Annotated in this window: 21 protein-coding genes; all 21 read right to left on the bottom strand. The window is 59.7% G+C overall.

All coding sequences use genetic code 11. The annotated features are described in order from the left end of the window. Positions 1 to 129: 129 nt before the first annotated feature. Complete coding sequence (locus EYF70_RS19225) at positions 130 to 591, bottom strand: hypothetical protein (RefSeq protein WP_131146854.1); 462 nt, start codon at positions 589 to 591, stop codon at positions 130 to 132. Positions 592 to 778: 187 nt separating this feature from the next. After that, on the bottom strand, positions 779 to 1,297 hold the full coding sequence (locus EYF70_RS19220) for a hypothetical protein (protein ID WP_131146853.1): 519 nt from the start codon (positions 1,295 to 1,297) through the stop codon (positions 779 to 781). A 53-nt stretch (positions 1,298 to 1,350) separates the two neighbouring features. Next, a complete protein-coding gene (locus EYF70_RS19215; protein WP_131146852.1) occupies positions 1,351 to 1,890 on the bottom strand; it encodes a hypothetical protein in 540 nt (179 codons plus the stop codon). A gap of 78 nt (positions 1,891 to 1,968) precedes the next feature. After that, entirely contained in the window at positions 1,969 to 2,184 is a 216-nt protein-coding gene (locus tag EYF70_RS19210; RefSeq protein WP_131146851.1) for a hypothetical protein, read from the bottom strand. Beyond that, on the bottom strand, positions 2,177 to 4,540 hold the full coding sequence (locus EYF70_RS19205; protein ID WP_229420931.1) for a type VI secretion system Vgr family protein: 2,364 nt from the start codon (positions 4,538 to 4,540) through the stop codon (positions 2,177 to 2,179). Before EYF70_RS19205 ends, EYF70_RS19210 begins: the two co-directional genes overlap by 8 nt. A 309-nt stretch (positions 4,541 to 4,849) precedes the next feature. Further along, positions 4,850 to 5,302 carry a hypothetical protein gene (locus EYF70_RS19200; protein ID WP_131146849.1) on the bottom strand — a complete coding sequence of 151 codons (453 nt, stop codon included), beginning with the start codon at positions 5,300 to 5,302 and terminating at the stop codon, positions 4,850 to 4,852. Continuing rightward, a complete protein-coding gene (locus EYF70_RS19195; RefSeq protein ID WP_131146848.1) occupies positions 5,289 to 6,344 on the bottom strand; it encodes a hypothetical protein in 1,056 nt (351 codons plus the stop codon). The genes EYF70_RS19200 and EYF70_RS19195 overlap by 14 nt, the downstream gene beginning before the upstream one ends. A gap of 14 nt (positions 6,345 to 6,358) precedes the next feature. Next, a complete protein-coding gene (locus tag EYF70_RS19190) occupies positions 6,359 to 7,276 on the bottom strand; it encodes a DUF4123 domain-containing protein (RefSeq protein ID WP_131146847.1) in 918 nt (305 codons plus the stop codon). 21 nt (positions 7,277 to 7,297) lie between these two features. Next, complete coding sequence (locus EYF70_RS19185; RefSeq protein ID WP_131146846.1) at positions 7,298 to 9,811, bottom strand: type VI secretion system Vgr family protein; 2,514 nt, start codon at positions 9,809 to 9,811, stop codon at positions 7,298 to 7,300. 114 nt (positions 9,812 to 9,925) lie between these two features. After that, a complete protein-coding gene (locus EYF70_RS19180) occupies positions 9,926 to 10,111 on the bottom strand; it encodes a hypothetical protein (protein ID WP_174800415.1) in 186 nt (61 codons plus the stop codon). Positions 10,112 to 10,388: 277 nt separating this feature from the next. Continuing rightward, positions 10,389 to 11,027: a GAD-like domain-containing protein gene (locus EYF70_RS19175; RefSeq protein WP_131146845.1), complete on the bottom strand. Its 639-nt coding sequence runs from the start codon at positions 11,025 to 11,027 to the stop codon at positions 10,389 to 10,391. Positions 11,028 to 11,030: 3 nt separating this feature from the next. Beyond that, positions 11,031 to 12,038, bottom strand: a complete 1,008-nt coding sequence (locus tag EYF70_RS19170) for a polymorphic toxin type 15 domain-containing protein (RefSeq protein WP_131146844.1) — start codon at positions 12,036 to 12,038, stop codon at positions 11,031 to 11,033. Positions 12,039 to 12,063: 25 nt separating this feature from the next. Continuing rightward, positions 12,064 to 12,996, bottom strand: coding sequence for a DUF4123 domain-containing protein (locus EYF70_RS19165; RefSeq protein WP_131146843.1), 933 nt, complete (start codon positions 12,994 to 12,996; stop codon positions 12,064 to 12,066). A gap of 30 nt (positions 12,997 to 13,026) precedes the next feature. Beyond that, on the bottom strand, positions 13,027 to 15,654 hold the full coding sequence (locus EYF70_RS19160) for a type VI secretion system Vgr family protein (RefSeq protein WP_131146842.1): 2,628 nt from the start codon (positions 15,652 to 15,654) through the stop codon (positions 13,027 to 13,029). Next, complete coding sequence (locus tag EYF70_RS19155; RefSeq protein ID WP_174800414.1) at positions 15,654 to 15,893, bottom strand: hypothetical protein; 240 nt, start codon at positions 15,891 to 15,893, stop codon at positions 15,654 to 15,656. Before EYF70_RS19155 ends, EYF70_RS19160 begins: the two co-directional genes overlap by 1 nt. Positions 15,894 to 16,371: 478 nt before the next feature. Continuing rightward, a complete protein-coding gene (locus EYF70_RS19150; protein WP_131146841.1) occupies positions 16,372 to 17,016 on the bottom strand; it encodes a GAD-like domain-containing protein in 645 nt (214 codons plus the stop codon). Then, complete coding sequence (locus EYF70_RS19145; RefSeq protein ID WP_131146840.1) at positions 17,013 to 18,119, bottom strand: polymorphic toxin type 15 domain-containing protein; 1,107 nt, start codon at positions 18,117 to 18,119, stop codon at positions 17,013 to 17,015. The genes EYF70_RS19150 and EYF70_RS19145 overlap by 4 nt, the downstream gene beginning before the upstream one ends. Before the next feature lie 14 nt (positions 18,120 to 18,133). After that, positions 18,134 to 19,051, bottom strand: a complete 918-nt coding sequence (locus EYF70_RS19140; RefSeq protein WP_131146839.1) for a DUF4123 domain-containing protein — start codon at positions 19,049 to 19,051, stop codon at positions 18,134 to 18,136. Positions 19,052 to 19,072: 21 nt separating this feature from the next. Further along, positions 19,073 to 21,700 (bottom strand): type VI secretion system Vgr family protein, encoded by a 2,628-nt coding sequence (locus tag EYF70_RS19135; RefSeq protein WP_131146838.1) that lies wholly within the window; start codon positions 21,698 to 21,700, stop codon positions 19,073 to 19,075. Further along, positions 21,700 to 22,467, bottom strand: coding sequence for a type IVB secretion system protein IcmH/DotU (gene icmH, locus EYF70_RS19130; RefSeq protein ID WP_131146837.1), 768 nt, complete (start codon positions 22,465 to 22,467; stop codon positions 21,700 to 21,702). The genes EYF70_RS19135 and icmH overlap by 1 nt, the downstream gene beginning before the upstream one ends. Before the next feature lie 44 nt (positions 22,468 to 22,511). After that, positions 22,512 to 23,852 (bottom strand): type VI secretion system baseplate subunit TssK, encoded by a 1,341-nt coding sequence (gene tssK, locus EYF70_RS19125; RefSeq protein ID WP_131146836.1) that lies wholly within the window; start codon positions 23,850 to 23,852, stop codon positions 22,512 to 22,514. Positions 23,853 to 23,949 lie beyond the last annotated feature (97 nt).

The raw sequence follows: 23,949 nt of genomic DNA, 5'->3' as shown, positions 1-23,949 counted from the left end.
GATAGCGTTTGCCTGGCGGTATGGGGTGGGCGCTTCGTGTGCCTGCTCTGCGTGTGCGTTCACCTGCACCTTTGCACGGCCGCCGCTTGGAATCGAAGCACCTTGGGCGGTCGCCATGCGCTCTTCCGGCTATTCCTCTTCGATCAAATCATCGAGATCGAGCTCCCGCGGGTGGATTTGCCCCATGATGATCTGGCGGAGGAGGCCGTGCTTCTTTCGGAGCCATAGTGCACGCATCGCAAAGAGCGGGGAAAACTCGAGGTCCTTCATCGGTGCGTGTCCGATGATGACCGGCAAGTTGTAATACACGTTCTTGGGGTCATCCAGCGAAAGGTGCCAACGCCCGTTGTACTCGATCCTGACAATTTCGCCGATGAGCCGTCCAAAGGAAATGATCAGGCTCTCCCGATCATCCTCGCTGGCGTCCCTGGTCAGCTTGAAGAACAGAAGCTCTATTTTCTCCAGGCTATCCATCGTGTGGGTCAAGTGAAGGCCATGCTTTTCGGCTTCAGCCTCGATCGCCTCGATGCGGTCATCCATCTCGAAAATGAAATTGTCGAAAATTTCCAGGGCTTCATCGATGTTGAGCATATGTGCAGTTTTTCGTTGTTTTGTTCTGGATTCTTGAACGGGTTTTACACCATAAACCACTAGGTGGTCCATAGCGTAGCGCCACGTGGGCAGCGCGGCCTACTGTCGTGCTTCCGTCAACTAGAGACGCAGCTCCCCCCCTTTAATCGACGAAGTCAATCGGATCGACTTAGCTCGTCGTACTTTGCTAAGGCTTCGTCAACACGAGATGAACCAGTACATCGCAGTTGTGAGTGCAAGTGAATCCCTCGACAACCCTGCCAGATTTCCGCACTTTGGCAGAGTAATAATGGCAGTTGTCACTCTCCGTAACTGCGATTTTATTGGAGGCTTCGCGTCTGAGAACCGCCTTCCATCGTTGTGATAACCAGGGGCGTCCCGCATTAGGCATGATCACCCAGGCCTGACCGATTGGCAATTTCTTTCTCGACGCCCACGATGCTGCCACGTTGTCAAACTCTGCGATCAGAATCACGAAATCGGTAGGCCCAGGGACACCACCGGCCTCGGGTATTTCGAATATTTCCCACTTGCCAGAAGTGGATGGGATATCCAAGTCAATCTGCTTGCGGATTTCTTCAATGTTCGAAGAGAACTCGCCGGCAGATACGGGGCACCCTGCAAGGAAAAGCGGGAAAACAAACAAAAGCAGACGCCATCGAAAATGGTGGGGAAGTTTTGACGGTATCATTGTAAAATTCATCATGCGATGTTGGTTATTGGAAGGCCATGTATCTCTCTCGTCCCAGCCATGAAATTCTACTTCCCCAAGCCGCTATCGCTATTCTCCACATGTTCTACGGCATCTGCAGCCTTGATTCGGAGTTTTGCGGCGCTATGAAAAGGTACCAGTGGAAGGTTTCCATTTACTTGAATATCCGCCGCTGGTACGACTTCTGCAGTCAGGTCGACTTGTCCCGTGCTGAGCGCAAGGATGGTATGCTGAGATATGATCGCATCTAGAGCAATAGAATCACCAGGCTTGATGATCGTGAACTCTTCAAGTAGACGATGTGGCGCAAGGTTGGTTCTAAGTGGCCGTTCTTCCCCGCTTTTGTTGTCGATTAATTTAAGTGATGGGCCGCGCCGCGTCACAAATTGCAACGGGTAGCCGATATCTACCGTGCTTTCATTTTTTATGACAATATCTACTGTCAGATTTTCTCCGGAGAATACGCACGACGGGTTGTCCCGGCAGGTTGCTGTGACGCTTAGATATGTAGATCCCAAGTGGGCACCATTTTTTTTCTCAGGCGCGAGAATCCCAGAGGATACGAGGAAAATAATAGACCCAAGCATTGTAACTCCTCTCAATAATTCTTCGATTGGTTTCAGGTCGTCATATTCGCCGACTAGACTACCGTGTTGGTGGCGACCTTAGTTATCTCTCAAATTTAAATGAGTAAATTCGATTTCTGAAATTTGCGATAGCAAGACCAAGTGTGGCACTATTTTCTCTTTAGTTAAATTTCCGAGCTTAGCAGCCCCGCCTAACCATTCGAAGGGATTGGTGCTTGGATCCTCCTGCTTCTCTCGATCGTTTGTCAACCACGCAAGCGCATCACGCATCTGCGTGGTGTTGATCTCAGCCATTCATTAAATCCTCAAGAGGCGCTGTCGGTTTTTCCGGATCCGGCGCGCGCGGTTTATAGATCACTTTCTTTACACGCTTGCGTTCGACATTGTCGTGATGGGCCTTGCCATGTTCGTCAAGCTTGCCAGTCAGGACTGGACCTGCCTCGAAGTGAATTTCATACTCGGCTCCTGAAATGCCCACCGTACCATCCGACTCAAGGTAATGAAGAGCGATCCAGTTTTGCTCTGTCTGTAGTTCCCCTGGAAGCATGGCTAAGTTCGCAACTTGACGCCCAGCTTCGTCAAAAATATGCTTCCCACCCTTCACCGTGAAATTCCCCGGGCAGGCAAACGTGATATTCGAGCCGTCCAGTGTCACGGACGACTGCCCGGCCTGCAGCACGATCTTCTGCTTGGCCTTGATCTCGATGCAGTCGTTGACGGAAATGACGATCACTTCCTTGTCCGCCAGGATCTCCAGCTGGTCGGTATGCGCCTGCAATGACACCGGTCCGTTCCCGGCAAACGCCTGTACGCCGCCTTCGTACGTGTACAAGCCGGTCGCTTCGGCCGAGACGGAAGACACGGTATGCGCGGCCGCCAAGTGCAGGTCCGACTGGGTCGACCACTGCAACTGCTCGCCGGCGAACAGCACGGTCGATGCGGGTGAAGCCCAGTTGACGGTGGACGTCGAATCCATCACCACGAGCGGCGCCCCGAATTTTTCGACCGGAGCCGAACCATCCAGGTCCCGCGCACCTTGCTTGGCCTTCAGCGCCTCCTGGCCGTTGACGGCACCTTCGTGCTTGCCCTTTTCTTCCGGATCGATCAGCGCCAGCACGTCCTTCTGCGCCTGCACCGCGGCTTCGCTGGTCAGCGCCTGCTGCGCCTTGGCCGATTCGAGCACCGCCTCGTCGAGCCTTTGTGCCGCCTTCAGCGAGCCGACGGCTTCCAGCGTGTCCATCTGCGTCGAAGCGACGCTGGAACCCTGGCCCGGCCGTGATGCGGTGGTCAGCAGCACGCCTTCGCCGCCGCGTACGACAGCCCAGGCATCGGTGCGCAATTCAAACCCGCTGCCCCGATAGCTGCCGCGCTGCGCGGAGCCGGGCGACTGGGCGATCAGGTATCCGAGGTTGAGCTGCGAAGCGGCAAGCGAGGTGGCCAGGCGCATGCGCAGCTGGCCTTGCGTGTCGTCGAGCTGCCACTGGTTGTAGCCGCCACCGTCGAAGTTCTGGGTGTGGATGCCGGAAATCGTGCCGGCATGGTTTACGCCCGAATCGACGCCAGCGGAGAACGGCGGCGTATCGGCGCCCGTGTACAGCTGCGCGACGATGACAGGGCGGTCGATGTCGTTTTCGAGGAAATCGACTAATACCTCGGTGCCGATGCGCGGCGTGAACTGGGAACCCCAGTTCGGGCCGGCCAGCGCTTCGGCCACGCGCACCCAGGTACCCGAGCGTTCGTCGCCGGGGGCGCTGCCTTCTTCATCGATATCGTGCGGCATGCCGCCGGCATTGGCGGAGGCGCCACGCTGCCATGCGAACTGCACGCGCACCTGATGGTCGCGCACCGTGGTGGCCACTTCGTTGGCGACGCCGACGACGAGGGCGGTCTGCGGGCCCAGCGCCGTGTGGGCATGGGGCAGGGCGGTGGCCACAGGGACCAGCGGCACCGCTTCGCGCACGCAGCAGAAGCGGTTGCGGTAAGTGCCCGGTTCGACCTTTGCGTGCCGGTCGGCCAGTTGGGGCTCGAAGTTGTTGCGCGCCTCGTGCTCGACCCACAGCACCTTGAAGGCATTGTCGGCTTCGTAGCGCTCGTGCTGCGTGAGCGTAAACGCGTGGCCGGCAGCCAGGCGGCGCACCGCGCCTTCGCCCGTAAACAGCTTGTTTTCCAGTTCCAGCGCCTGCAGCATCAGCTGGCTGTGGCTATCGCCATCGTCGCTGGCGATGCGCTCGCCGCTGCCGTCGAAGACGGGCAGTGGCGGCACTGCGCCGGCGTCGAGCATCGATTGCTGTTCGGCGGCCGGTGCCATCACCTGTGCCGGATCCCAGCTGCTGATCGACACCGCATTGGCGCGCACTTGCCGGCGCGCGCCGAAGGCGTCGATAGCGTCGTCCGTGTCGCTGGCGCGCATGCCGTGAAAGCGGATCGCCGGATTGCCGGGCGTGGCCGGGGCGGCGGCCAGGCTGTCGAAGATCACCAGCTTGTGGCGCGCCTGGCCGTCGCCGGTCGCTTCGGCCTGGTCATGCTCGAAGCGCCACGACAGGCCTTCGGAAGCCATCAGGCGCACGAAGAAGTCGTAGTCGCTTTCGCGGTACTGGGTGCAGATCGGGCGCGTGGCCAGTTCCTGGGTGACGTCGAACTCGAAACGCAGTTGCGGATAGTCGGCGAACAGTTCGGTGACGATGTCCTGGGCGTTCTTGTCCTAGAAGATGTCGCTGGACTAATTCGTTATGTAAGCGCTTCCATCGGATACATGCGGGGATGCAAAGTACGAGCACAGGAACCGAAAACAAGTCGTGGTTATCAAATCGTTGGCCGACGTTGCGATGGCGTTGATTTGTCTCAAATGCTTCGTGGTCGCGAATGTCTCAATAAAAATAACTATTGTCATTTAGTCCGGGAATTGCTTCTCTCGGACGTGGAAAAACTGCGAACTTTCGCGTTGAATCACTCGTAAGCATTAGCGAAACGGTTTTAATTTTGCCCGTCGCTTATCCCACGCTCCTTGAGCAAACAGGGTTAAAGCTTTTTGGGAAATGTCGTCGTCGTGAAAACCCGTCATCGTAATGCCAATTTTAAGCAAAACAACAAACCCGAGGTAAATGTACGGATCCCCATCTTCTTGTATGAGCTTGTCCAAAACTACTTCGCTGTCATCTAAGAATATATTCAGGCCTCTGAATTCAACCCCTTCCATCTGGCGGCCAAATCCAATATGAGTTAAACCTTCGCTAAGATCTGCGGCGTAGCCCACATTCATGTTCGATCGGAATTCGACCCGCTGTTTGAGATGATTCAGTGTGGCACTATCGGCTACGCCGTAAATTTTCTCAACTTCTTGGGGGCTCATTCCGAAACGGAATCTTCCGGCTCCAATATAGGGAATAATTTCAAATGGCTCATTGTGCTTCATTTTTAGCTTCCGTTAGTAGTCCGTGCTTTTCGAGGCACTTGAAATACTCCAGCATCTCTAACATTGCCTCATTATACTTCCTGGCGTTGCCGATATTCTTCGCGACTCGTCTGACGTCTTGAATTTCCATTCGCATCACCTCCCGCCACTTGTTTTCTGACAGCAGCATTCCCAATTCTTCGCGGTATTCGATAGAGCCTGGCATCTGACCGTTACTGGATGTTTTGGCGTGGTCATCTGGATGCATTTGAATAGCCGGGCCGTCACTCTCACGCAATGGGCTTACATCCTTTGCCGGCATATGGTGCGAATCTTTGCCATCCTTCCGGGGTAGCGCCGTTCGCCCGTGGGCTCCTCCCCGATAAGGCCCCTTTCCGTTGCCCTGGCGTAGGTGCTTACACAGGCCCTCCGGATCGATTTTCTTACTGTTCTTTGCACTCTTCTCAGCAGTCGCCTTCTTGGCCTGCTTCGGTGCGGCGGCAGCTCTTTTAGGGGTCTGCTTCTTCGGCAGGGCTGCGTTTTCGGCGGTACCGCAATCTTCACAATCCTTATCTTTCCCGCCCTTCGCTGACGCTTTCTGCTCAGTAGTAGATGCTTTCGGGCTCGTCTTAGCTCCAATTTCGGGAGCGGAATCTACCTTCTTAGCCTCCTTAGCAATCTTAGCCTCTTTCGCGGCCGCCTCAGCAGCCTCGGCCTGCTTTTCCGCCTTCTTCAGATCCGCCAGTTTAGCGGTCATCTTCGTCAGCGTCTCGCGCAGCGCATTGATCTTCTTCGCCGCGCGCACCGCCTTGGCAGGCTTGGCCAGCGCGTCGCCTACGTAGGGCACCATGCTGGCCACGCTCATCCCTGCGCCAAACCAGTCGCCCTTGCGTACTGCGAGTCCAGCTCCGATCAGGTCCGAGGTTGGCGTGGGATCGACCATCCCCGCCACGTCAGCCGCACTGGCGGCCAGTTCCCATTTCAGTTCGGTGTCGGCCTTCGCGATTGCTTCGGTAGCTGCCGCGATCTGCTTGCGGATATCCGCCAGGTTCATCATCGTCATCGTTATCCCTTCGCTTAGGCCAGGGCCGATGGTTGATGTTCGAACAGCGCGTCATAGCGCTTGTTCTGAGCGATCTGGTCCCACACCGCTTCATCAAGATCGTCGATGACACGCTCCAGGCGTTCATCCGGCGGGATGGATTCGTCGCGCAAGCCGCGTCGCACCGAGGGATGGTCGTCGAACGAAGGAGAGACGGACATCATCAATCCTGCGAACAGAACCTGGTCATCGGCAGTGTGGATGCCATAGCTGGAGCAGCGGGCAACGGCCGCGATGGCGATTTCACGGACCATGGCGTGTTCCATTCCATCGAGCGACTCCGGGCAGGTTTCCACCCAATGCTGCACGATCCGGTCGTACAGCACCTCTTTGTCGTAATACATCAGCTGCTCGCGTTGTGCGTCGGTCAGCGGCATCGGCATCGCGACATACCGCGGCACGGGTGCCGCATCGGACGGCGCGGTGATCGTGTAGTACTGCCGGCGTCGTGGTTCCCATGCCGTCCATTCGCGCACGGGCGCGAAGAAGTGCCGCCGTTGCTCGGCGTCGAGGGCGGAGGGCAGTCCCAGCAGGATGCGCGGGTCCCAGAAACGCAGCACCACGAGGTCATCGTCGTTGATCACGCAGGGCATGCGGCTGGTGAGCATCGAGCCCAATACCGGCAGGCTGAGGTGGCTGTCGATCCAGGTGACGCTCGGCGTCCTGCGTTCGTACGGCAGCAGCCATTCGTGCAAGGCGCTGCGTGTATCGTCGGCCGGGACTTCGATGAGAATCGGCGAGGCCGACAACAGGTCTTCTTCAGGCGTGTCTTCGAACAGCGAATACCAGCGGACACTTGCGAACCGGCTGGTCAGTTCTCTGAAAGCGTCGTCATGGACGGCGCAATCGACGAGGGCGTAGCGCTGGATGGGGCCTTGGTCTTGATTGAGCATGGATAAAATCGTTGTCGCGCGTCAGCGCCGCAGGAAGCTGCTGCCCTTCGCGGCAGCATTCTTCAGGCATTCAATGCAAATGGTGGTTTTCGCGGAAGGCAGGGCGGGCAGGCTGGCAGCCTCGTTGCCGCCACTGTCGAAGATATGCTTCCCACCCTTCACCGTGAAATTCCCCGGGCAGGCAAACGTGATATTCGATCCCTCCAGCGTCACGGACGACTGCCCGGCCTGCAGCACGATCTTCTGCTTGGCCTTGATCTCGATGCAGTCGTTGACGGAAATGACGATCACTTCCTTGTCCGCCAAAATCTCCAGCTGGTCGGTGTGAGCCTGGAGCGACACCGGTCCGTTCCCGGCAAACGCCTGCACGCCGCCTTCATACGTATACAAGCCGGTCGCTTCGGCCGAGACGGAAGACACGGTGTGCGCGGCCGCCATGTGCAGGTCCGACTGGGTCGACCACTGCAACTGCTCGCCGGCGAACAGCACGGTCGATGCGGGTGAAGCCCAGTTGACGGTGGATGTCGAATCCATCACCACCAGCGGCGCCCCGAATTTTTCGACGGGTGCTGAGCCATCGAGCTCGCGCGTGCCGGCCTTCGCCTTCAACGCATCCTGCCCGTTGACGGCACCTTCGTACTTGCCTTTCTCTTCCGGATCGATCAGCGCCAGCACATCCTTCTGTGCCTGCACCGCGGCTTCGCTGGTCAGCGCCTGCTGCGCCTTGGCCGATTCGAGCACCGCCTCGTCGAGCCTTTGTGCCGCCTTCAGCGAGCCGACGGCTTCCAGCGTGTCCATCTGCGTCGAGGCGACGCCGGAACCCTGGCCCGGCCGTGATGCGGTGGTCAGCAGCACGCCTTCGCCGCCGCGCACCACGGCCCAGGCATCGGTGCGCAATTCAAAGCCGCTGCCCCGATAGCTGCCGCGCTGGGCGGACCCGGGCGACTGGGCGATCAGGTAGCCGAGGTTGAGCTGCGAAGCGGCCAGCGAGGTGGCCACGCGCATGCGCAGTTGGCCCTGCGTGTCGTCGAGCTGCCACTGGTTGTAGCCGCCGCCGTCGAAGTTCTGGGTGTGGATGCCGGAAATCGTGCCCGCATGGTTTACGCCCGAATCGACGCCGGCCGAAAACGGCGGCGTATCGGCGCCCGTGTACAGCTGCGCGACGATGACAGGGCGGTCGATGTCGTTTTCGAGGAAATCGACTAATACCTCGGTGCCGATGCGCGGCGTGAACTGCGAACCCCAGTTCGGGCCGGCCAGCGCTTCGGCCACGCGCACCCAGGTGCCCGAGCGTTCGTCGCCGGGAGCGCTGCCTTCTTCATCGATATCGTGCGGCATGCCACCGGCATTGGCGGAGGCGCCACGCTGCCATGCGAACTGCACGCGCACCTGATGATCGCGTACGGTGGTGGCCACTTCGTTGGCGACGCCGACGACGAGGGCGGTCTGCGGGCCCAGCGCCGTGTGGGCATGGGGCAGGGCGGTGGCCACAGGGACCAGCGGCACCGCTTCGCGCACGCAGCAGAAGCGGTTGCGGTAGGTACCCGGTTCGACCTTTGCGTGCCGGTCGGCCAGTTGGGGCTCGAAGTTGTTGCGCGCCTCGTGCTCGACCCACAGCACCTTGAAGGCATTGTCGCCTTCGTAGCGCTCGTGCTGGGTCAGTTGGAATGCGTGACCAGCGGCCAGGCGCCGCACCGCGCCTTCGCCCGTAAACAGCTTGTTTTCCAGTTCCAGCGCCTGCAGCATCAGCTGGCTGTGGCTATCGCCATCGTCGCTGGCGATGCGCTCGCCGCTGCCGTCGAATACCGGCAGTGGCGGCACTTCGCCGGCGTCGAGCATCGATTGCTGTTCGGCGGCCGGTGCCATTACCTGTGCCGGATCCCAGCTGCTGATCGATACCGCGTTGGCGCGCACTTGCCGGCGTGCGCCGAAGGCGTCGATGGCGTCGTCCGTGTCGCTGGCGCGCATGCCGTGGAAACGGATCGCCGGATTGCCGGGCGTGGCCGGGGCGGCGGCCAGGCTGTCGAAGATCACCAGCTTGTGGCGCGCCTGGCCGTCGCCGGTCGCTTCGGCCTGGTCATGCTCGAAGCGCCACGACAGGCCTTCGGAAGCCATCAGGCGCACGAAGAAGTCGTAGTCGCTTTCGCGGTACTGGGTGCAGATCGGGCGCGTGGCCAGTTCCTGGGTGACGTCGAACTCGAAGCGCAGTTGCGGATAGTCGGCGAACAGTTCGGTGACGATGTCCTGCGCGTTCTTGTCCTGGAAGATGTAGCTGTCGCGGCGCAGGCGCAGCAGGGCCAGCGCCGGTTCCAGGTGCAGGCGGTAGCGCGCCACGCCGCCATCGGCACCGAGCCAGTCGGCGCGGGTGCAGATGCCGTGCCAGGCGCGGCGCGAGTCGTCCGGCTGCAGCAGCGTGACGGTCAGCTCTTCGCCGATGAAGGCGTCGAGCGGCAGGTCGGTCGAGGTGCTGAGGGCGTCGACATCGAACGCATACAGCTCGTTGACGGCTTCGCGGCCGGCGAAGCGTTCGGCCATCAGCGATTCGGGCAGGCTGCGATCCTGCGCGCTGGCGAGCGTGATCAGCCGGGCATGCTGCGGCGAACCCAGTGCCGAAGCGCCACAGTGCCCAAATGATGGAATGCGGGTCCATCAGGGCAGGGTGATGGTCAGGTTGGCCGCGCGCGGCGCCATCTTGACGACATCGTTGTAGGCCGCCATCCGCTGTTCGATGTTCTTGCCGATCATGGTGCGCAGGCCGATGTATCCGAGCGCGCAGATCAGCATGAACATCGTCGCCAGCACCCACAGCGGGAAGTCGCTGCACAGCTTGTTCACGATCTGATCGGGCCGGTCGGCATGCGTGGCAAAGCCGGCGCGCTTGCCCTCAGCAGGATTGATTGTGCACTTGCCTGAGAGAGGAAAGGCTCAGCAGAGTGAAAGATCGGCGTGCGTTATTAACTCAGGCGCGGATCCTAAGCAAAAAGACCTGCTTAAAGAAATATTGACCGTACAAAGTAACGTTCATGGAGAAAACGTTATTTGTTAATAATTTGCTGAATTTTGAGAATCGAGTGCTCGGCCTTGCACACCTAACTGCTGAGCGGAGCGCCGATCACTTTCGCCGGACATTTAAATGACGGAATTCGATTTCTGAAAGTTGTGCTAAGAATACTAAGTGCGGCACGATTTTTTCTACTATCAGATTATCGAGCTTGGGAATACCCCCCAAGCCACAAGCTGGGGCGAAAGCATACATCTCGTCACCCTTGAGTGGGCCCAGTTTTCGTAATGCACGGGAAAATAAAGGTTTATCGTTGGCGTCATCGAAATCAAAATAATCTTTAGATTTCGAGAGAAAGAATGCAGATATATGGTTATCGGCCCGATCCGGAGAAAAGCTATTCTCAATTGTAGTGACGGACGCCATATGCGGATTGATAATAACGCTCATGCCGCTATTCCTGCCCCACAGAAACAGTTTTCCAAAAGCACTGCGAGCAACTACGGAATATTCATCTTGTTTCGCCAAGGAAGTTTGACCCAACCATGCGTCAAGGGCAGGAGCAAACTCTTCCGGGTTGGTGCTCCACAAAAGTCCGTCCGCATAGCCTGACCAACCCGCTGTTGTCCAAAAATCGATCAAAGCGTTTGGGAGACGTTTTTTTAGATTGTCAAGTTGGTCAGACGGTGGGGTTGCTCGGTCAACTTGCGGTGCAAAGATCTCTACAAATTCTGCAAAATGTTTGTTCATGGCTTAACAAATCGGTAATTTGACATTCATCTTAGTGGTGGATTGTACATCGAGTGGAATTTTTTGTGTTTCAACATCAATTGACTTAACACGGTTACGCCATTGGCTTCCAATTGATGAGTTAACACCACGGTCACCCATGCTTGTGACGACATCCTGCCCGCCTGCAATCATATCGGGTTCGTGCAATGCGGCAATATCTTTCATTAGTTCTTTCGCCTTTTTAATCGCAGCATCGCGCGCATTTGGAACATCAGCCTCAATGTACTCTTCGGTAAGATCACTAATTAGAGATCCCTCATAGTCTTTCCGTGCATCCTTCTGTGCCTTCCCTGTTCCGCTACGCTTATTTTTTTCAAAATATGCCCTTGCGTCATTATATTCCTTTACAGTCATCCGATTGAGAGCTTCCTCTTGTCGCTTAAGCTGTTCTGAAAATTCTTTGGCTTTCGACGGATCAAGTTTCTTAGGGCTAAAGCAAGGATCGACCTTAACCTTCTTCATCTTCTTCAGCGGCTTGCCAGTCTTGCCGCAATCCTCGCAATCCTTATCTTTCGAGTCTTTGGTTGCAGCCTTCTCGTCCTGCGCAGCATCCTTCTCACGATCCGCAGGCTTCTTGGCATCCTTGCCAATCTTAGCTTCTTTCGCTGCGGCCTCGGCTGCTTCTTCCTGCTTTTTCAGCACGTTGAGATCAGCGAGCTCCTTCTCGATGACCGCTTTTTTCTTCTTGAGTCCCAGCAAGCGCTTCGTAGCCCGAGCAGCCTTCACCGGCTTAGCTGCTGCGTCGCCAAGGTATGGGAGCGTGCTGGCTATGCTCAGCCCGGCGCCTAGGAAGTCGCCATTTCGCAAGGCAATTCCGGCACCGATCAGGTCGGACGTAGGCGTGGGATCGATCACACCTGCGGCATCTGCGGCAGTGCCTGCCATCTCCCATGCCAGTTCACTGTCGATATCGGCCAGCGCTTTGGTTGCCTGCGCAATCCTCGTGTTTAAATTGATACCGCCCGTCATACGTTCTCGCTTTGTTGAAGGGGCATCACGCCGGCAGCGCGTGTTCGAACAGCGCTTCGTAACGTTTATCTGCCCCGATCTGACGCCAGATCGCTGGCGGCAATTCGTCGATCATTTTGCTTAACCGCTCTTGCGGCGGGATTGTTTCGTCACGCAGGTAACTGAGCACCATCGGATGCGCATCGAACGAGGGGGATACGCGCATCATGAGGCCGGCGAACAAATGCTGGTCGTCGGCGTTGTGAATGCCGTAGCTATCGCAGCGCGCCACCGCCGCGATAGCGGCCTCGCGCACCATATCGGGTTCCATATCGCCGATCGCTTCAGGACTGTTTTCTTCCCAGTGCGTCACGATGCTGTCGTATAGCGCTTCCTTGTCGTAGTACATCAAGCGTTCGCGCTGGCGCTCGTCGAGCGTAATAGGCATCACGGAGAACGCCGAGATCTCGGCAGCTGTTGCCGGCTCGGCGTCGATGCCGTAATAAGCTTGCCGGCGGAACTCCCACGCGGTCCAGCTGACAACGGGGGCAAAGAAGAATTTTTTCTGGACTGGAGTCAGTGCGCTGGGGAGACCGAGCAACACCCGCGGATCGTAGAACCGCAACAAGACTTCTTCGCCGTCGTTGATGCGACAGGTCAATCGGCGGGTCAACATCGCGGCAAGCGCTTGCAGCCCGAATCGGCTCTTGATCCATGTGACGCTGGGAGAAAGGCGCTCTTTGCTGACAAGCCAAGAAACGAGTGCTTTGTTGTCCTGTGCCGGATCCAGGTCGATCAGCAATGGGGCAGCCGACAGCAGGTGAGCTTCTGGCGTGTTGGCGAACAGCGATTCCCACCGCACAGTGGGAAATTGCGCGACCAGTCCATCAAATGCGCCATCATGGGCAGCCAGGTCGATGAGGGCGAACGCGCGGTCGATCTGGGGATCGACATCGGATGCAGAAGGATGGCTAGTCATGAGTCGTCGATATCGTAAGCAGCGGGCGCGTCAGCGCCGCAGAAAACTGCTGCCCTTGGCGGCAGCATTCTTCAGGCATTCAATGCAAATGGTGGTCTTAGCGGAAGGCAGGGCGGCCAGGTTGGCAGCCTCGTTGCCGCCACTGTCGAAGATATGCTTCCCGCCCTTCACCGTGAAATTCCCCGGGCAGGCAAACGTGATGTTCGATCCCTCCAGCGTCACGGACGACTGCCCGGCCTGCAGCACGATCTTCTGCTTGGCCTTGATCTCGATGCAGTCGTTGACGGAAATGACGATCACTTCCTTGTCCGCCAAAATCTCCAGCTGGTCGGTATGCGCCTGCAATGACACCGGTCCGTTCCCGGCAAACGCCTGCACGCCACCCTCATAGGTGTACAAGCTGGTCGCTTCGGCCGAGACCGATGACACCGTATGCGCCGCTGCCATGTGCAGGTCCGACTGGGTCGACCACTGCAACTGCTCGCCGGCGAACAGCACGGTCGATGCGGGTGAAGCCCAGTTAATGCTGGACGTCGAATCCATCACCACCAGCGGCGCCCCGAATTTTTCGACGGGTGCTGAGCCATCGAGCTCGCGCGTGCCGGCCTTCGCCTTCAACGCATCCTGCCCGTTGACGGCACCTTCGTACTTGCCTTTTTCTTCCGGATCGATCAGCGCCAGCACATCCTTCTGTGCCTGCACCGCGGTCTCGCTGGTCAGCGCCTGCTGCGCCTTGGCCGATTCGAGCACCGCCTCGTCGAGCCTTTGCGCCGCCTTCAGCGAGCCGACGGCTTCCAGGGTGTCCATCTGTGTCGAGGCGACGCTGGAGCCCTGGCCCGGCCGTGATGCGGTGGTCAGCAGCACGCCTTCGCCGCCGCGTACGACGGCCCAGGCATCGGTGCGCAATTCAAAGCCGCTGCCGCGATAGCTGCCGCGCTGGGCCGAGCCGGGCGACTGGGCGATCAGGTAGCCGAGGTTGAGCTGCGAAGCGGCCAGCGAGGTGGCCAGGCGCATGCGCAGCTGGCCTTGCGTGTCGTCGAGCTGCCACTGGTTGTAGCCGCCACCGTCGAAGTTCTGGGTGTGGATGCCGGAAATCGTGCCCGCATGGTTTACGCCCGAGTCGACGCCGGCCGAAAATGGTGGCGTATCGGCGCCCGTGTACAGCTGCGCGACGATGACAGGGCGGTCGATGTCGTTTTCGAGGAAATCGACCAATACCTCGGTGCCGATGCGCGGCGTGAACTGGGAGCCCCAGTTCGGGCCGGCCAGCGCCTCGGCCACGCGCACCCAAGTGCCCGAGCGTTCGTCGCCGGGAGCGCTGCCTTCTTCATCGATATCGTGCGGCATGCCGCCGGCATTGGCGGAGGCGCCACGCTGCCATGCGAACTGCACGCGCACCTGGTGATCACGCACCGTGGTGGCCACTTCGTTGGCGACACCGACGACGAGTGCGGTCTGCGGGCCCAGCGCCGTGTGGGCATGGGGCAGGGCGGTGGCCACGGGAACCAGCGGCACGGCTTCGCGCACGCAGCAGAAGCGGTTGCGGTAGGTGCCCGGCTCGACCTTTGCGTGCCGGTCGGCCAGTTGGGGCTCGAAGTTGTTGCGCGCCTCGTGCTCGACCCACAGCACCTTGAAGGCATTGTCGCCTTCGTAGCGCTCGTGCTGGGTCAGTTGGAATGCGTGACCAGCGGCCAGGCGCCGCACCGCGCCTTCGCCCGTAAACAGCTTGTTCTCCAGTTCCAGCGCCTGCAGCATCAGCTGGCTGTGGCTATCGCCATCGTCGCTGGCGATGCGCTCGCCGCTGCCGTCGAATACCGGCAGTGGCGGCACTTCGCCGGCGTCGAGCATCGATTGCTGTTCGGCGGCCGGTGCCATTACCTGGGCCGGATCCCAGCTGCTGATCGACACCGCGTTGGCGCGCACTTGCCGGCGCGCGCCGAAGGCGTCGATGGCGTCGTCCGTGTCGGTGGCGCGCATGCCGTGGAAGCGGATCGCCGGATTGCCGGGCGTGGCCGGGGCGGCGGCCAGGCTGTCGAAGATCACCAGCTTGTGGCGCGCCTGGCCGTCGCCGGTCGCTTCGGCCTGGTCATGCTCGAAGCGCCACGACAAGCCTTCGGACGCCATCAGGCGCACGAAGAAGTCGTAGTCGCTTTCGCGGTATTGGGTGCAGATCGGGCGCGTGGCCAGTTCCTGCGTGACGTCGAACTCGAAGCGTAGTTGCGGATAGTCGGCGAACAGTTCGGTGACGATGTCCTGCGCGTTCTTGTCCTGGAAGATGTAGCTGTCGCGGCGCAGGCGCAGCAGGGCCAGCGCCGGTTCCAGGTGCAGGCGGTAGCGCGCCACGCCGCCGTCGGCACCGAGCCAGTCGGCGCGGGTGCAGATGCCGTGCCAGGCGCGGCGCGAGTCGTCCGGCTGCAGCAGCGTGACGGTCAGCTCTTCGCCGATGAAGGCGTCGAGCGGCAGGTCGGTCGAGGTGCTGAGGGCGTCGACATCGAACGCATACAGCTCGTTGACGGCTTCGCGGCCGGCGAAGCGTTCGGCCATCAGCGATTCGGGCAGGCTGCGATCCTGCGCGCTGGCGAGCGTGATCAGCCGGGCATGCTGCGATAACCCGGTACCGAAGCGCCCCAGCGCCGAAATAACGGACTGCAGGTCCATCAGGGCAGGGTGATGGTGAGGTTGGCCGCGCGCGGCGCCATCTTGACCACGTCATGGTGGGCAGCCATGCGCTGGTCGGTGTTCTTGCCCAGCATGGTGCGCAGGCCGATGTAGCCGAGGGCGCAGATCAGCATGAACACGGTGGCCAGCACCCACAGCGGGAAGTCGCTGCGCAGCTTGTTGACGATCTGGTCGGGGCGGTCAACATGCGGGGCGAAGCCGCCGCGCTTTCCCTTCATGTGGGCGATCCTGTAGCCCTAGGGAACCGCTGATTTATTCATGGTGGCGATCTTAGCCATGGAAAAAACGCGCCCACCTGCGCTGCAAATGCCTCGCCATACCCGGTATGGCGGGGCATTTGCGTCTTGCTGGACAGGTTTTTCGAGACTAATCTCATCCACCAGCAATAAATCAGCGCTTCCCTAGCGCACCGTGAAAGGCCAAGCTGATTGTAATTGAAGCAACGTAATAATTAATTCATCAAGTAATATCTGTCCGCGAACCCTGATTCGGTTAGTAAGATGATCACATGAAACGAAACAACTTAGATTGATCACTCCACTAATCGTCGCTAAATCCATAGCGCAAGAGCGTAATAATGGTTCGCGAAAGTAGGGAATTAGTTTGTCGCATATGACCCAAGGTCCTTAAATGTGTGCTGGGAACAAAGCATTTTCACAAGATCAGATATGTATCACATGGCTTAATATTAGTTTATTAGAAATCAAGTTGAGAGAATGGTAGGGTGGGGTCTGCTAATTCATGAAGTATAGTAAGGTGAGCGTCGATATTAACTTTCGAAAGATTTGTAATGCTCATATCTCCACCCAAGATTAAGGCAGGCTCGAATCCATAGATTTCATCTCGCGAAAGCGCTCCTAATTTCTTAAGTGCTCGTAAAAAAAGAGGCTGTTTTTTGATATCCTTGAGATCGCAATACTCTTTTTTGGTAAATCCAAAAAACATCCTAACTTCCTCGTCTGGATCAGAAATACTTCGCTTTAGATCTTTTGGAAGGGTGGAAATTGAATTGGCGTACGGGAGAATGGTCGCACTTGGTCCCGTCTTCTCGCCCCATAAAAAAAGCTTTCCAAATGCAGATCGAGCAATTACATGGAATTTGTCGGCTTTTTCCAATACTGTGCCTGCTAGCCACTCGTCTTTGATATTTTCATACTCTTTGGGGTCGACTATCCAAAAGAGCCCATCTGCAAAGGCGCCCCAGCCTTCTTCTTCCCAATAGGTAAGCAACTGATCAGGAAGGGTGCCGCGCCACTCGGCAATGGTTTCAGAAGTTGGATGTTGAATGAACGTCTTTTCGCCAAACTTTGAAATAAAATGACTGTAGTATTCGTCCCTCATCGCTTATTTTTTCCTCTGCAAACATGTAGACTGACATTCATAAGATCATTGCCTCGACCTGCGTTAATCGCTGCTTTTGCAGCCTCGTCCATCGCGGTGAGCCTGGATTTCTGATTCCAGCTACCTCCAATGGAGAAATTGACGTCGCTACGCCCCATTTTTTTTGTTTCAGGGTTTAGCCAGCCTCCTGCTACCATATCTGGATCATGTAGAGCCGCAAGCTTTTTCATCAATGCTTCAGCAATTGGCTTTGCTTGAGTTTCAGCTTCAGCCGGAGACATTTTTTTTGCTAGCGATTTTTCAAGGCTTGGTAGGATTCTTTCGAGAAGTTCGTCGTGGGTAATTTGCTGAAATGCTGCAGCTTTTGGATTGCGTTTTTTTGCAGCGTTGAATGCATCACGCGCGGCCATATATTGATCAGCTGAAAACGAGTTTATGCCGTCCTGTTGACGCTGAAGTTGCTTAGCCATGTTTTGAAGATACTTCTTCCTTTCATCAGGCGAAAGCTTATTAAACTTTCCCTTATCGTAAGGATGAAAGCAAGGAACATCGGTTTTTGGCAATTGCTTTGGCTTAGACTGTTTGCCGCCGGCACTACCATCGCCCGAACCGCAATCCTTACAGTCCTTATCCTTACTGCTCTTCGCAGAACCTTGCTGCTCGCCCGCAGCTTTCTTCCCTGAACTGGTACTAGCTCCCTCACCAGCCTCCTTCGCAATCTTAGCCTCTTTCGCCGCCGCCTCAGCAGCCTCGGCCTGCTTTTCCGCCTTCTTCAGATCCGCCAGGTTGGCGGTCATCTTCGTCAGCGTCTCGCGCAGCGCATTGATCTTCTTCGCCGCGCGCACCGCCTTGGCCGGCTTGGCCAGCGCATCGCCAACGTAAGGCACCATACTGGCGACGCTCATCCCTGCGCCAAACCAGTCGCCCTTGCGTATCGCCAGACCAGCGCCGATCAAGTCGGAAGTCGGGGTCGGATCGACCATCCCCGCCACGTCGGCCGCACTGGCGGCCAGTTCCCATTTCAGCTCGGTGTCGGCCTTCGCGATGGCTTCAGTCGCCGCCGCGATCTGCTTGCGGATATCTGCCAGGTTCATCATGGTCATCGTTATCCCTTCGCTCAGGCCAGGGCCGATGGTTGATGTTCAAAGAGCGCGTCGTAGCGCTTGTCCCGGGCGATCTGGTCCCAGACCGCGTCGGGCAAGTCGTCGACGAGCCGGTCGAGCCGTTCATCCGGTGGGACGGATTCGTCGCGCAAGCCGCGCCGGATCGCAGGATGGTCGTCGAACGAAGGAGAGACCGACATCATCAACCCGGCGAATAGGACTTGGTCATCGGCAGTGTGGATGCCATAGCTGGCGCAGCGGGCAACTGCCGCGATGGCGATCTCGCGGACCATGGCGTGCTCCATGCCGTCGAGCGACTCCGGGCAGGTTTCCACCCAGTGCTGCACGATCCGGTCGTACAGCACTTCCTTGTCGTAGTACATCAGCTGCTCTCGTTGCGCGTCGGTCAGCGGCATCGGCATCGCGACATAGCGGGACACGGGTGCCGCATCGGGCGGCGCGGTGATCGTGTAGTACTGCCGGCGTCGTGGTTCCCAGGCGGTCCATTCGCGCACCGGCGCGAAGAAGTGCCGCCGTTGTTCCGCGTCGAGGGCGGAGGGCAGTCCCAGCAGGATGCGCGGGTCCCAGAAACGCAGCACCACGAGGTCATCGTCGTTGATCACGCAGGGCATGCGGCTGGTGAGCATCGAGCCCAGTACCGGCAGGCTGAGGTGGCTGTCGATCCAGGTGACGCTCGGCGTCCTGCGTTCGTACGGCAGCAGCCATTCGTGCAAGGCGCTGCGTGTATCGTCGGTCGGGACTTCGATGAGAATCGGCGAGGCCGACAACAGGTCTTCTTCAGGCGTGTCTTCGAACAGCGAATACCAGCGGACACTTGCGAACCGGCTGGTCAGTTCCCTGAATGCGTGGTCATGGACGGCGCAGTCGATGAGGGCGTAGCGCTGGATGGGGCCTTGGTCTTGATTGAGCATGGATAAAATCGTTGTCGCGCGTCAGCGCCGCAGGAAACTGCTGCCCTTCGCGGCAGCATTCTTCAGGCATTCAATGCAGATGGTGGTTTTCGCGGAAGGCAAAGCGGCCAGGTTGGCGGCCTCGTTGCCGCCACTGTCGAAGATATGCTTCCCACCCTTCACCGTGAAATTCCCCGGGCAGGCAAACGTGATGTTCGACCCGTCCAAGGTGACGGAAGACTGTCCCGCCTGCAGCACGATCTTCTGCTTGGCCTTGATCTCGATGCAGTCGTTGACGGAAATGACGATCACTTCCTTGTCCGCCAAAATCTCCAGCTGGTCGGTATGGGCCTGCAATGACACCGGCCCGTTCCCGGCAAACGCCTGAACGCCACCTTCATACGTGTACAAGCCGGTCGCTTCGGCCGAGACGGAGGACACGGTGTGCGCCGCTGCCATGTGCAGGTCCGACTGAGTCGACCACTGCAACTGCTCGCCGGCGAACAGCACGGTCGATGCGGGAGAAGCCCAGTTGACGGTGGACGTCGAATCCATCACCACCAGCGGCGCTCCGAATTTTTCAACCGGAGCCGAACTATCAAGGTCCCGCGCACCTTGCTTGGCCTTCAGCGCATCCTGCCCGTTGACGGCGCCTTCATACTTGCCCTTTTCTTCCGGATCGATCAGCGCCAGCACATCCTTCTGTGCCTGCACCGCGGGTTCGCTGGTCAGCGCCTGCTGCGCCTTGGCCGATTCGAGCACCGCCTCGTCGAGCCTTTGCGCGGCTTTCAGCGAGCCGACGGCTTCCAGCGTGTCCATCTGCGTCGAGGCGACGCTGGAACCCTGGCCCGGCCGAGAGGCCGTGGTCAGCAGCACGCCTTCGCCGCCGCGTACGACGGCCCAGGCATCGGTGCGCAATTCAAAGCCGCTGCCGCGATAGCTGCCGCGCTGGGCGGACCCGGGCGACTGAGCGATCAGGTAGCCGAGGTTGAGCTGCGAAGCGGCCAGCGAGGTGGCCAGGCGCATGCGCAGCTGGCCTTGCGTATCGTCGAGCTGCCACTGGTTGTAGCCGCCACCGTCGAAGTTCTGGGTGTGGATGCCGGAAATCGTGCCGGCATGGTTCACGCCCGAGTCGACGCCTGCCGAAAATGGTGGCGTATCGGCGCCCGTGTACAGCTGCGCGACGATGACAGGGCGGTCGATGTCGTTTTCGAGGAAATCGACCAATACCTCGGTGCCGATGCGCGGCGTGAACTGGGAGCCCCAGTTCGGGCCGGCCAGCGCTTCGGCCACGCGCACCCAGGTGCCCGAGCGCTCGTCGCCGGGGGCGCTGCCTTCTTCATCGATATCGTGCGGCATCCCGCCAGCGTTGGAGCCGGTCCCTCGCTGCCATGCGAACTGCACGCGCACCTGGTGATCGCGTACGGTGGTGGCCACTTCGTTGGCGACACCGACGACGAGTGCGGTCTGCGGGCCCAGCGCCGTGTGGGCATGGGGCAGGGCGGTGGCGACGGGGACCAGCGGCACCGCTTCGCGCACGCAGCAGAAGCGGTTGCGGTAGGTGCCCGGCTCCACGTGCGACCGGCCATCCTTCAGTTGCGGTTCGAAGTTGTTGCGCGCTTCGTGCTCGACCCACAGCACCTTGAAGGCATTGTCGCCTTCGTAGCGCTCGTGCTGCGTGAGCGTAAACGCGTGGCCGGCAGCCAGGCGGCGCACCGCGCCTTCGCCCGTAAACAGCTTGTTCTCCAGTTCCAGCGCCTGCAGCATCAGCTGGCTGTGGCTATCGCCATCGTCGCTGGCGATGCGCTCGCCGCTGCCGTCGAATATCGGTAGTGGCGGCACTTCGCCGGCGTCGAGCATCGATTGCTGTTCGGCGGCGGGGGCCATCACCTGTGCCGGATCCCAGCTGGTGATCGAGACGGCGTTGGCGCGCACCTGGCGGCGGGCGCCGAACTGGTCGATCGCGTCGTCCGTGTCGCTGGCGCGCATGCCGTGGAAGCGGATCGCCGGGTTGCCGGGCGTGGCCGGCGCGGCGGCCAGGCTGTCGAAGATCACCAGTTTATGGCGGGCCTGGCCGTCGCCGGTCGCTTCGGCCTGGTCATGCTCGAAGCGCCACGACAGGCCTTCGGAGGCCATCAGCCGAACGAAGAAGTCGTAATCGCTTTCGCGGTACTGGGTGCAGATCGGGCGCGTGGCCAGTTCCTGCGTGACGTCGAACTCGAAGCGTAGTTGCGGATAGTCGGCGAACAGTTCGGTGACGATGTCCTGCGCGTTCTTGTCCTGGAAGATGTAGCTGTCGCGGCGCAGGCGCAGCAGGGCCAGCGCCGGTTCCAGGTGCAGGCGGTAGCGCGCCACGCCGCCGTCGGCACCGAGCCAGTCGGCGCGGGTGCAGATGCCGTGCCAGGCGCGGCGCGAGTCGTCCGGCTGCAGCAGCGTGACGGTCAGCTCTTCGCCGATGAAGGCATCGAGCGGCAGGTCGGTGGAGGTGCTGAGGGCGTCGACATCGAACGCATACAGCTCGTTGACCGCTTCGCGGCCGGCGAAGCGTTCGGCCATCAGCGATTCGGGCAGGCTGCGATCCTGCGCGCTGGCGAGCGTGATCAGCCGGGCATGCTGCGATAACCCGGTACCGAAGCGCCCCAGCGCCGAAATAACGGACTGCAGGTCCATCAGGGCAGGGTGATGGTCAGGTTGGCCGCGCGCGGCGCCATCTTGACGACATCGTTGTAGGCCGCCATCCGCTGTTCGGTGTTCTTGCCGATCATGGTGCGCAGGCCGATGTAGCCGAGCGCGCAGATCAGCATGAACATCGTCGCCAGCACCCACAGCGGGAAGTCGCTGCGCAGCTTGTTGACGATCTGGTCGGGCCGGTCGGCATGGGGAGCGAAGCCGCCGCGCTTGCCCTTCATGTGGGCGATCTCGTCGCCCAGGCGCGAGGTGAAGTAATTGAGCTTCTCGGAGCCTTCGAGCATGTAGCGGCCCTCGAAGCCCAGCAGCAGGCACATATGGAACACTTCCAGCGCCTGCAGGTGGGTGCTGCCGCGCACGCGCAGCGCCTCGAGGCGGTTGTAGAAGTTTTCGCCGGCCAGCTGCTCGCCGAACAGCATCAGCTGCAGCGGTTTCCTGCCCCAGCTGTCGCGGATCGAGAAGTTACTCTTCAGGATGATCTCGTCGACCGCCGCGCAGAACGCGTACTTGGCGGCGTCGATATCGTCGGCCGAGGCGCCGTGCTTCTTGGCGTTGCGGCCGAATTCATCGAGGAACTGCGTCATCCGGGTGGCAAAGTCGCTGTCGTTCTGCGGCGCGTTGCCGTTCTTGAGCATGAACAGCGCGTAGAAGCCGTCGTACATCAGGTCGAGCAGGGTCTGCGGCGCTGCGCTGGCATTGGCCGCGGCGGGCGCGGCATCCATCAGGGAAGGAGCTGTCATCGTATTCATCAAACGGGGAATCCTCGGGCGTTCCGGGCAAGTGTCAGGGGAAGTCAGGAAGTTACGGCGACCAGTTCGAGTTTCAGTTCATGCATGCCCATCGGCACGTAGATCGAAATCGACTGGGCCTTGAGCATGCGTTCGTACATTTGCCCCTTGGCCTCCAGCGTGAAGTAGACCGTGTCGGGCCGTACGGGGATCGCGGCGGGCACCTGCGGCGCGTGCTGCAGGCGCACGCCGGGCATGGCCGACAGCACGAACTTGTCCACGTCGTCCGGCGCGCCGACCTTGAAGCGCAGCGGCACCGTGTCGATCAGTTCGATGGCTGGCATCGCCGCCGAAACCGCCAGGTAGAACGCCGTCTTGTCGTCGATCTTGCCCGAATCGAGCTTGCCGAGGTGGAAGGAGGGCCGGGTTTCCTCGAGCGCGATGGCGAAGTAGCGCGACGAGATCACGGTGTCGATCAACTCGCGGATGATCAGGTGCAGCCGCGCGAAGCCGGGGCCCGGGTCCTGGTGCTGGTAAGCGGGCAGGTCGGCCAGGGTCCAGCTTTTCGAGAACGTCATCAGCGCACCGGCCAGCCCGAGCAGCTGCTCGAACAGGCGCTCGGGGTGCAACGCCGGATGGTGGAAGTAGTGCGTCAGCGATGCGTAGGCCGAGCTGGCGGTATGCAGCAGCCAGAACGACGACATGTCGCCCGAGCGGTACTCGATCACGTTGCGGCTCGGTTCGCGGTGGTGGCCGTACAGCGCGCTCACCTTGGCCTGCAGCGCGTCGAGCAGGCGGCGCAACTGTTGCGCCAGCACGGGCACGCTTTTCACCGACAGGGCCGGCGGCATGAACTCCGGATCGAGCTCGAAGCCGCCGGTGGCCAGGCGGCGCAGGCGCAGCAGCGGGAAGCTGGTGTACGAATCGCGCGGCTCGAATTCGGAGACCAGCCGCACCGATTTCTTCAGGTAGGCCAGCTGGGCTTGCGCCGCCTGGGTGTACAGGTCCGGCGTATCGCGGTTGTCCTGCACGTAGCGGGCGCTGTCGAGCACCTGGCCCGGCGGGCAGAAGTTGCCGCCGAAGGGCTTGAAGGCGGGCAGGGCGGCGTAGAACGTCACGTTCTGCTGGCTCTGCAGCATGCCCGACAGGTCGACACTGGGCGGCAGCGCATCGGCCGCCGGCGCGTCGACCAGCTCGCCGTCCTGGAAGCGCAGCGACAGCTCGAGCACGCGCAGCACATTGTTGGCCAGCGCATCGGTATCCACGCGCAGGTGATTCACGCCCCATGCGTACGGATGCACCGCGCTCAGGCTGTGGTGCAGCCGGTGCTCGTGATACTGGTCCTGCTGCTGGAAGTGCTGCGGGCGCAGGAACAGGCCCTCACCCCATAAAACTTTGCTCGTCATGCGATCGCTACCCGGTTAATTGCCTATTGACCAAATTCTGAAATTGGCGGAACAATAACACTTTTGTGGGGCTTTCAGGAATAGTGTGAGTATTCAA

Source organism: Pseudoduganella albidiflava, from assembly GCF_004322755.1.
Lineage (GTDB): Bacteria > Pseudomonadota > Gammaproteobacteria > Burkholderiales > Burkholderiaceae_D > Rugamonas > Rugamonas albidiflava.
Note: the sequence above shows the minus strand (reverse complement) of the source record. Positions and strands in the feature narration are given on the sequence as shown.

Bases quoted from the DNA above. Each gene is read 5' to 3' on its own strand.
- EYF70_RS19225 (WP_131146854.1), bottom strand. From the start codon at position 591: ATGCTCAACATCGATGAAGCCCTGGAAATTTTCGACAATTTCATTTTC.
- EYF70_RS19220 (WP_131146853.1), bottom strand. From the start codon at position 1,297: ATGATGAATTTTACAATGATACCGTCAAAACTTCCCCACCATTTTCGA.
- EYF70_RS19215 (WP_131146852.1), bottom strand. From the start codon at position 1,890: ATGCTTGGGTCTATTATTTTCCTCGTATCCTCTGGGATTCTCGCGCCT.
- EYF70_RS19210 (WP_131146851.1), bottom strand. From the start codon at position 2,184: ATGGCTGAGATCAACACCACGCAGATGCGTGATGCGCTTGCGTGGTTG.
- EYF70_RS19200 (WP_131146849.1), bottom strand. From the start codon at position 5,302: ATGAAGCACAATGAGCCATTTGAAATTATTCCCTATATTGGAGCCGGA.
- EYF70_RS19195 (WP_131146848.1), bottom strand. From the start codon at position 6,344: ATGACGATGATGAACCTGGCGGATATCCGCAAGCAGATCGCGGCAGCT.
- EYF70_RS19190 (WP_131146847.1), bottom strand. From the start codon at position 7,276: ATGCTCAATCAAGACCAAGGCCCCATCCAGCGCTACGCCCTCGTCGAT.
- EYF70_RS19185 (WP_131146846.1), bottom strand. From the start codon at position 9,811: ATGGCCGAACGCTTCGCCGGCCGCGAAGCCGTCAACGAGCTGTATGCG.
- EYF70_RS19175 (WP_131146845.1), bottom strand. From the start codon at position 11,027: ATGAACAAACATTTTGCAGAATTTGTAGAGATCTTTGCACCGCAAGTT.
- EYF70_RS19170 (WP_131146844.1), bottom strand. From the start codon at position 12,038: ATGACGGGCGGTATCAATTTAAACACGAGGATTGCGCAGGCAACCAAA.
- EYF70_RS19165 (WP_131146843.1), bottom strand. From the start codon at position 12,996: ATGACTAGCCATCCTTCTGCATCCGATGTCGATCCCCAGATCGACCGC.
- EYF70_RS19160 (WP_131146842.1), bottom strand. From the start codon at position 15,654: ATGGACCTGCAGTCCGTTATTTCGGCGCTGGGGCGCTTCGGTACCGGG.
- EYF70_RS19155 (WP_174800414.1), bottom strand. From the start codon at position 15,893: ATGAAGGGAAAGCGCGGCGGCTTCGCCCCGCATGTTGACCGCCCCGAC.
- EYF70_RS19150 (WP_131146841.1), bottom strand. From the start codon at position 17,016: ATGAGGGACGAATACTACAGTCATTTTATTTCAAAGTTTGGCGAAAAG.
- EYF70_RS19145 (WP_131146840.1), bottom strand. From the start codon at position 18,119: ATGACCATGATGAACCTGGCAGATATCCGCAAGCAGATCGCGGCGGCG.
- EYF70_RS19140 (WP_131146839.1), bottom strand. From the start codon at position 19,051: ATGCTCAATCAAGACCAAGGCCCCATCCAGCGCTACGCCCTCATCGAC.
- EYF70_RS19135 (WP_131146838.1), bottom strand. From the start codon at position 21,700: ATGGACCTGCAGTCCGTTATTTCGGCGCTGGGGCGCTTCGGTACCGGG.
- icmH (WP_131146837.1), bottom strand. From the start codon at position 22,467: ATGAATACGATGACAGCTCCTTCCCTGATGGATGCCGCGCCCGCCGCG.
- tssK (WP_131146836.1), bottom strand. From the start codon at position 23,852: ATGACGAGCAAAGTTTTATGGGGTGAGGGCCTGTTCCTGCGCCCGCAG.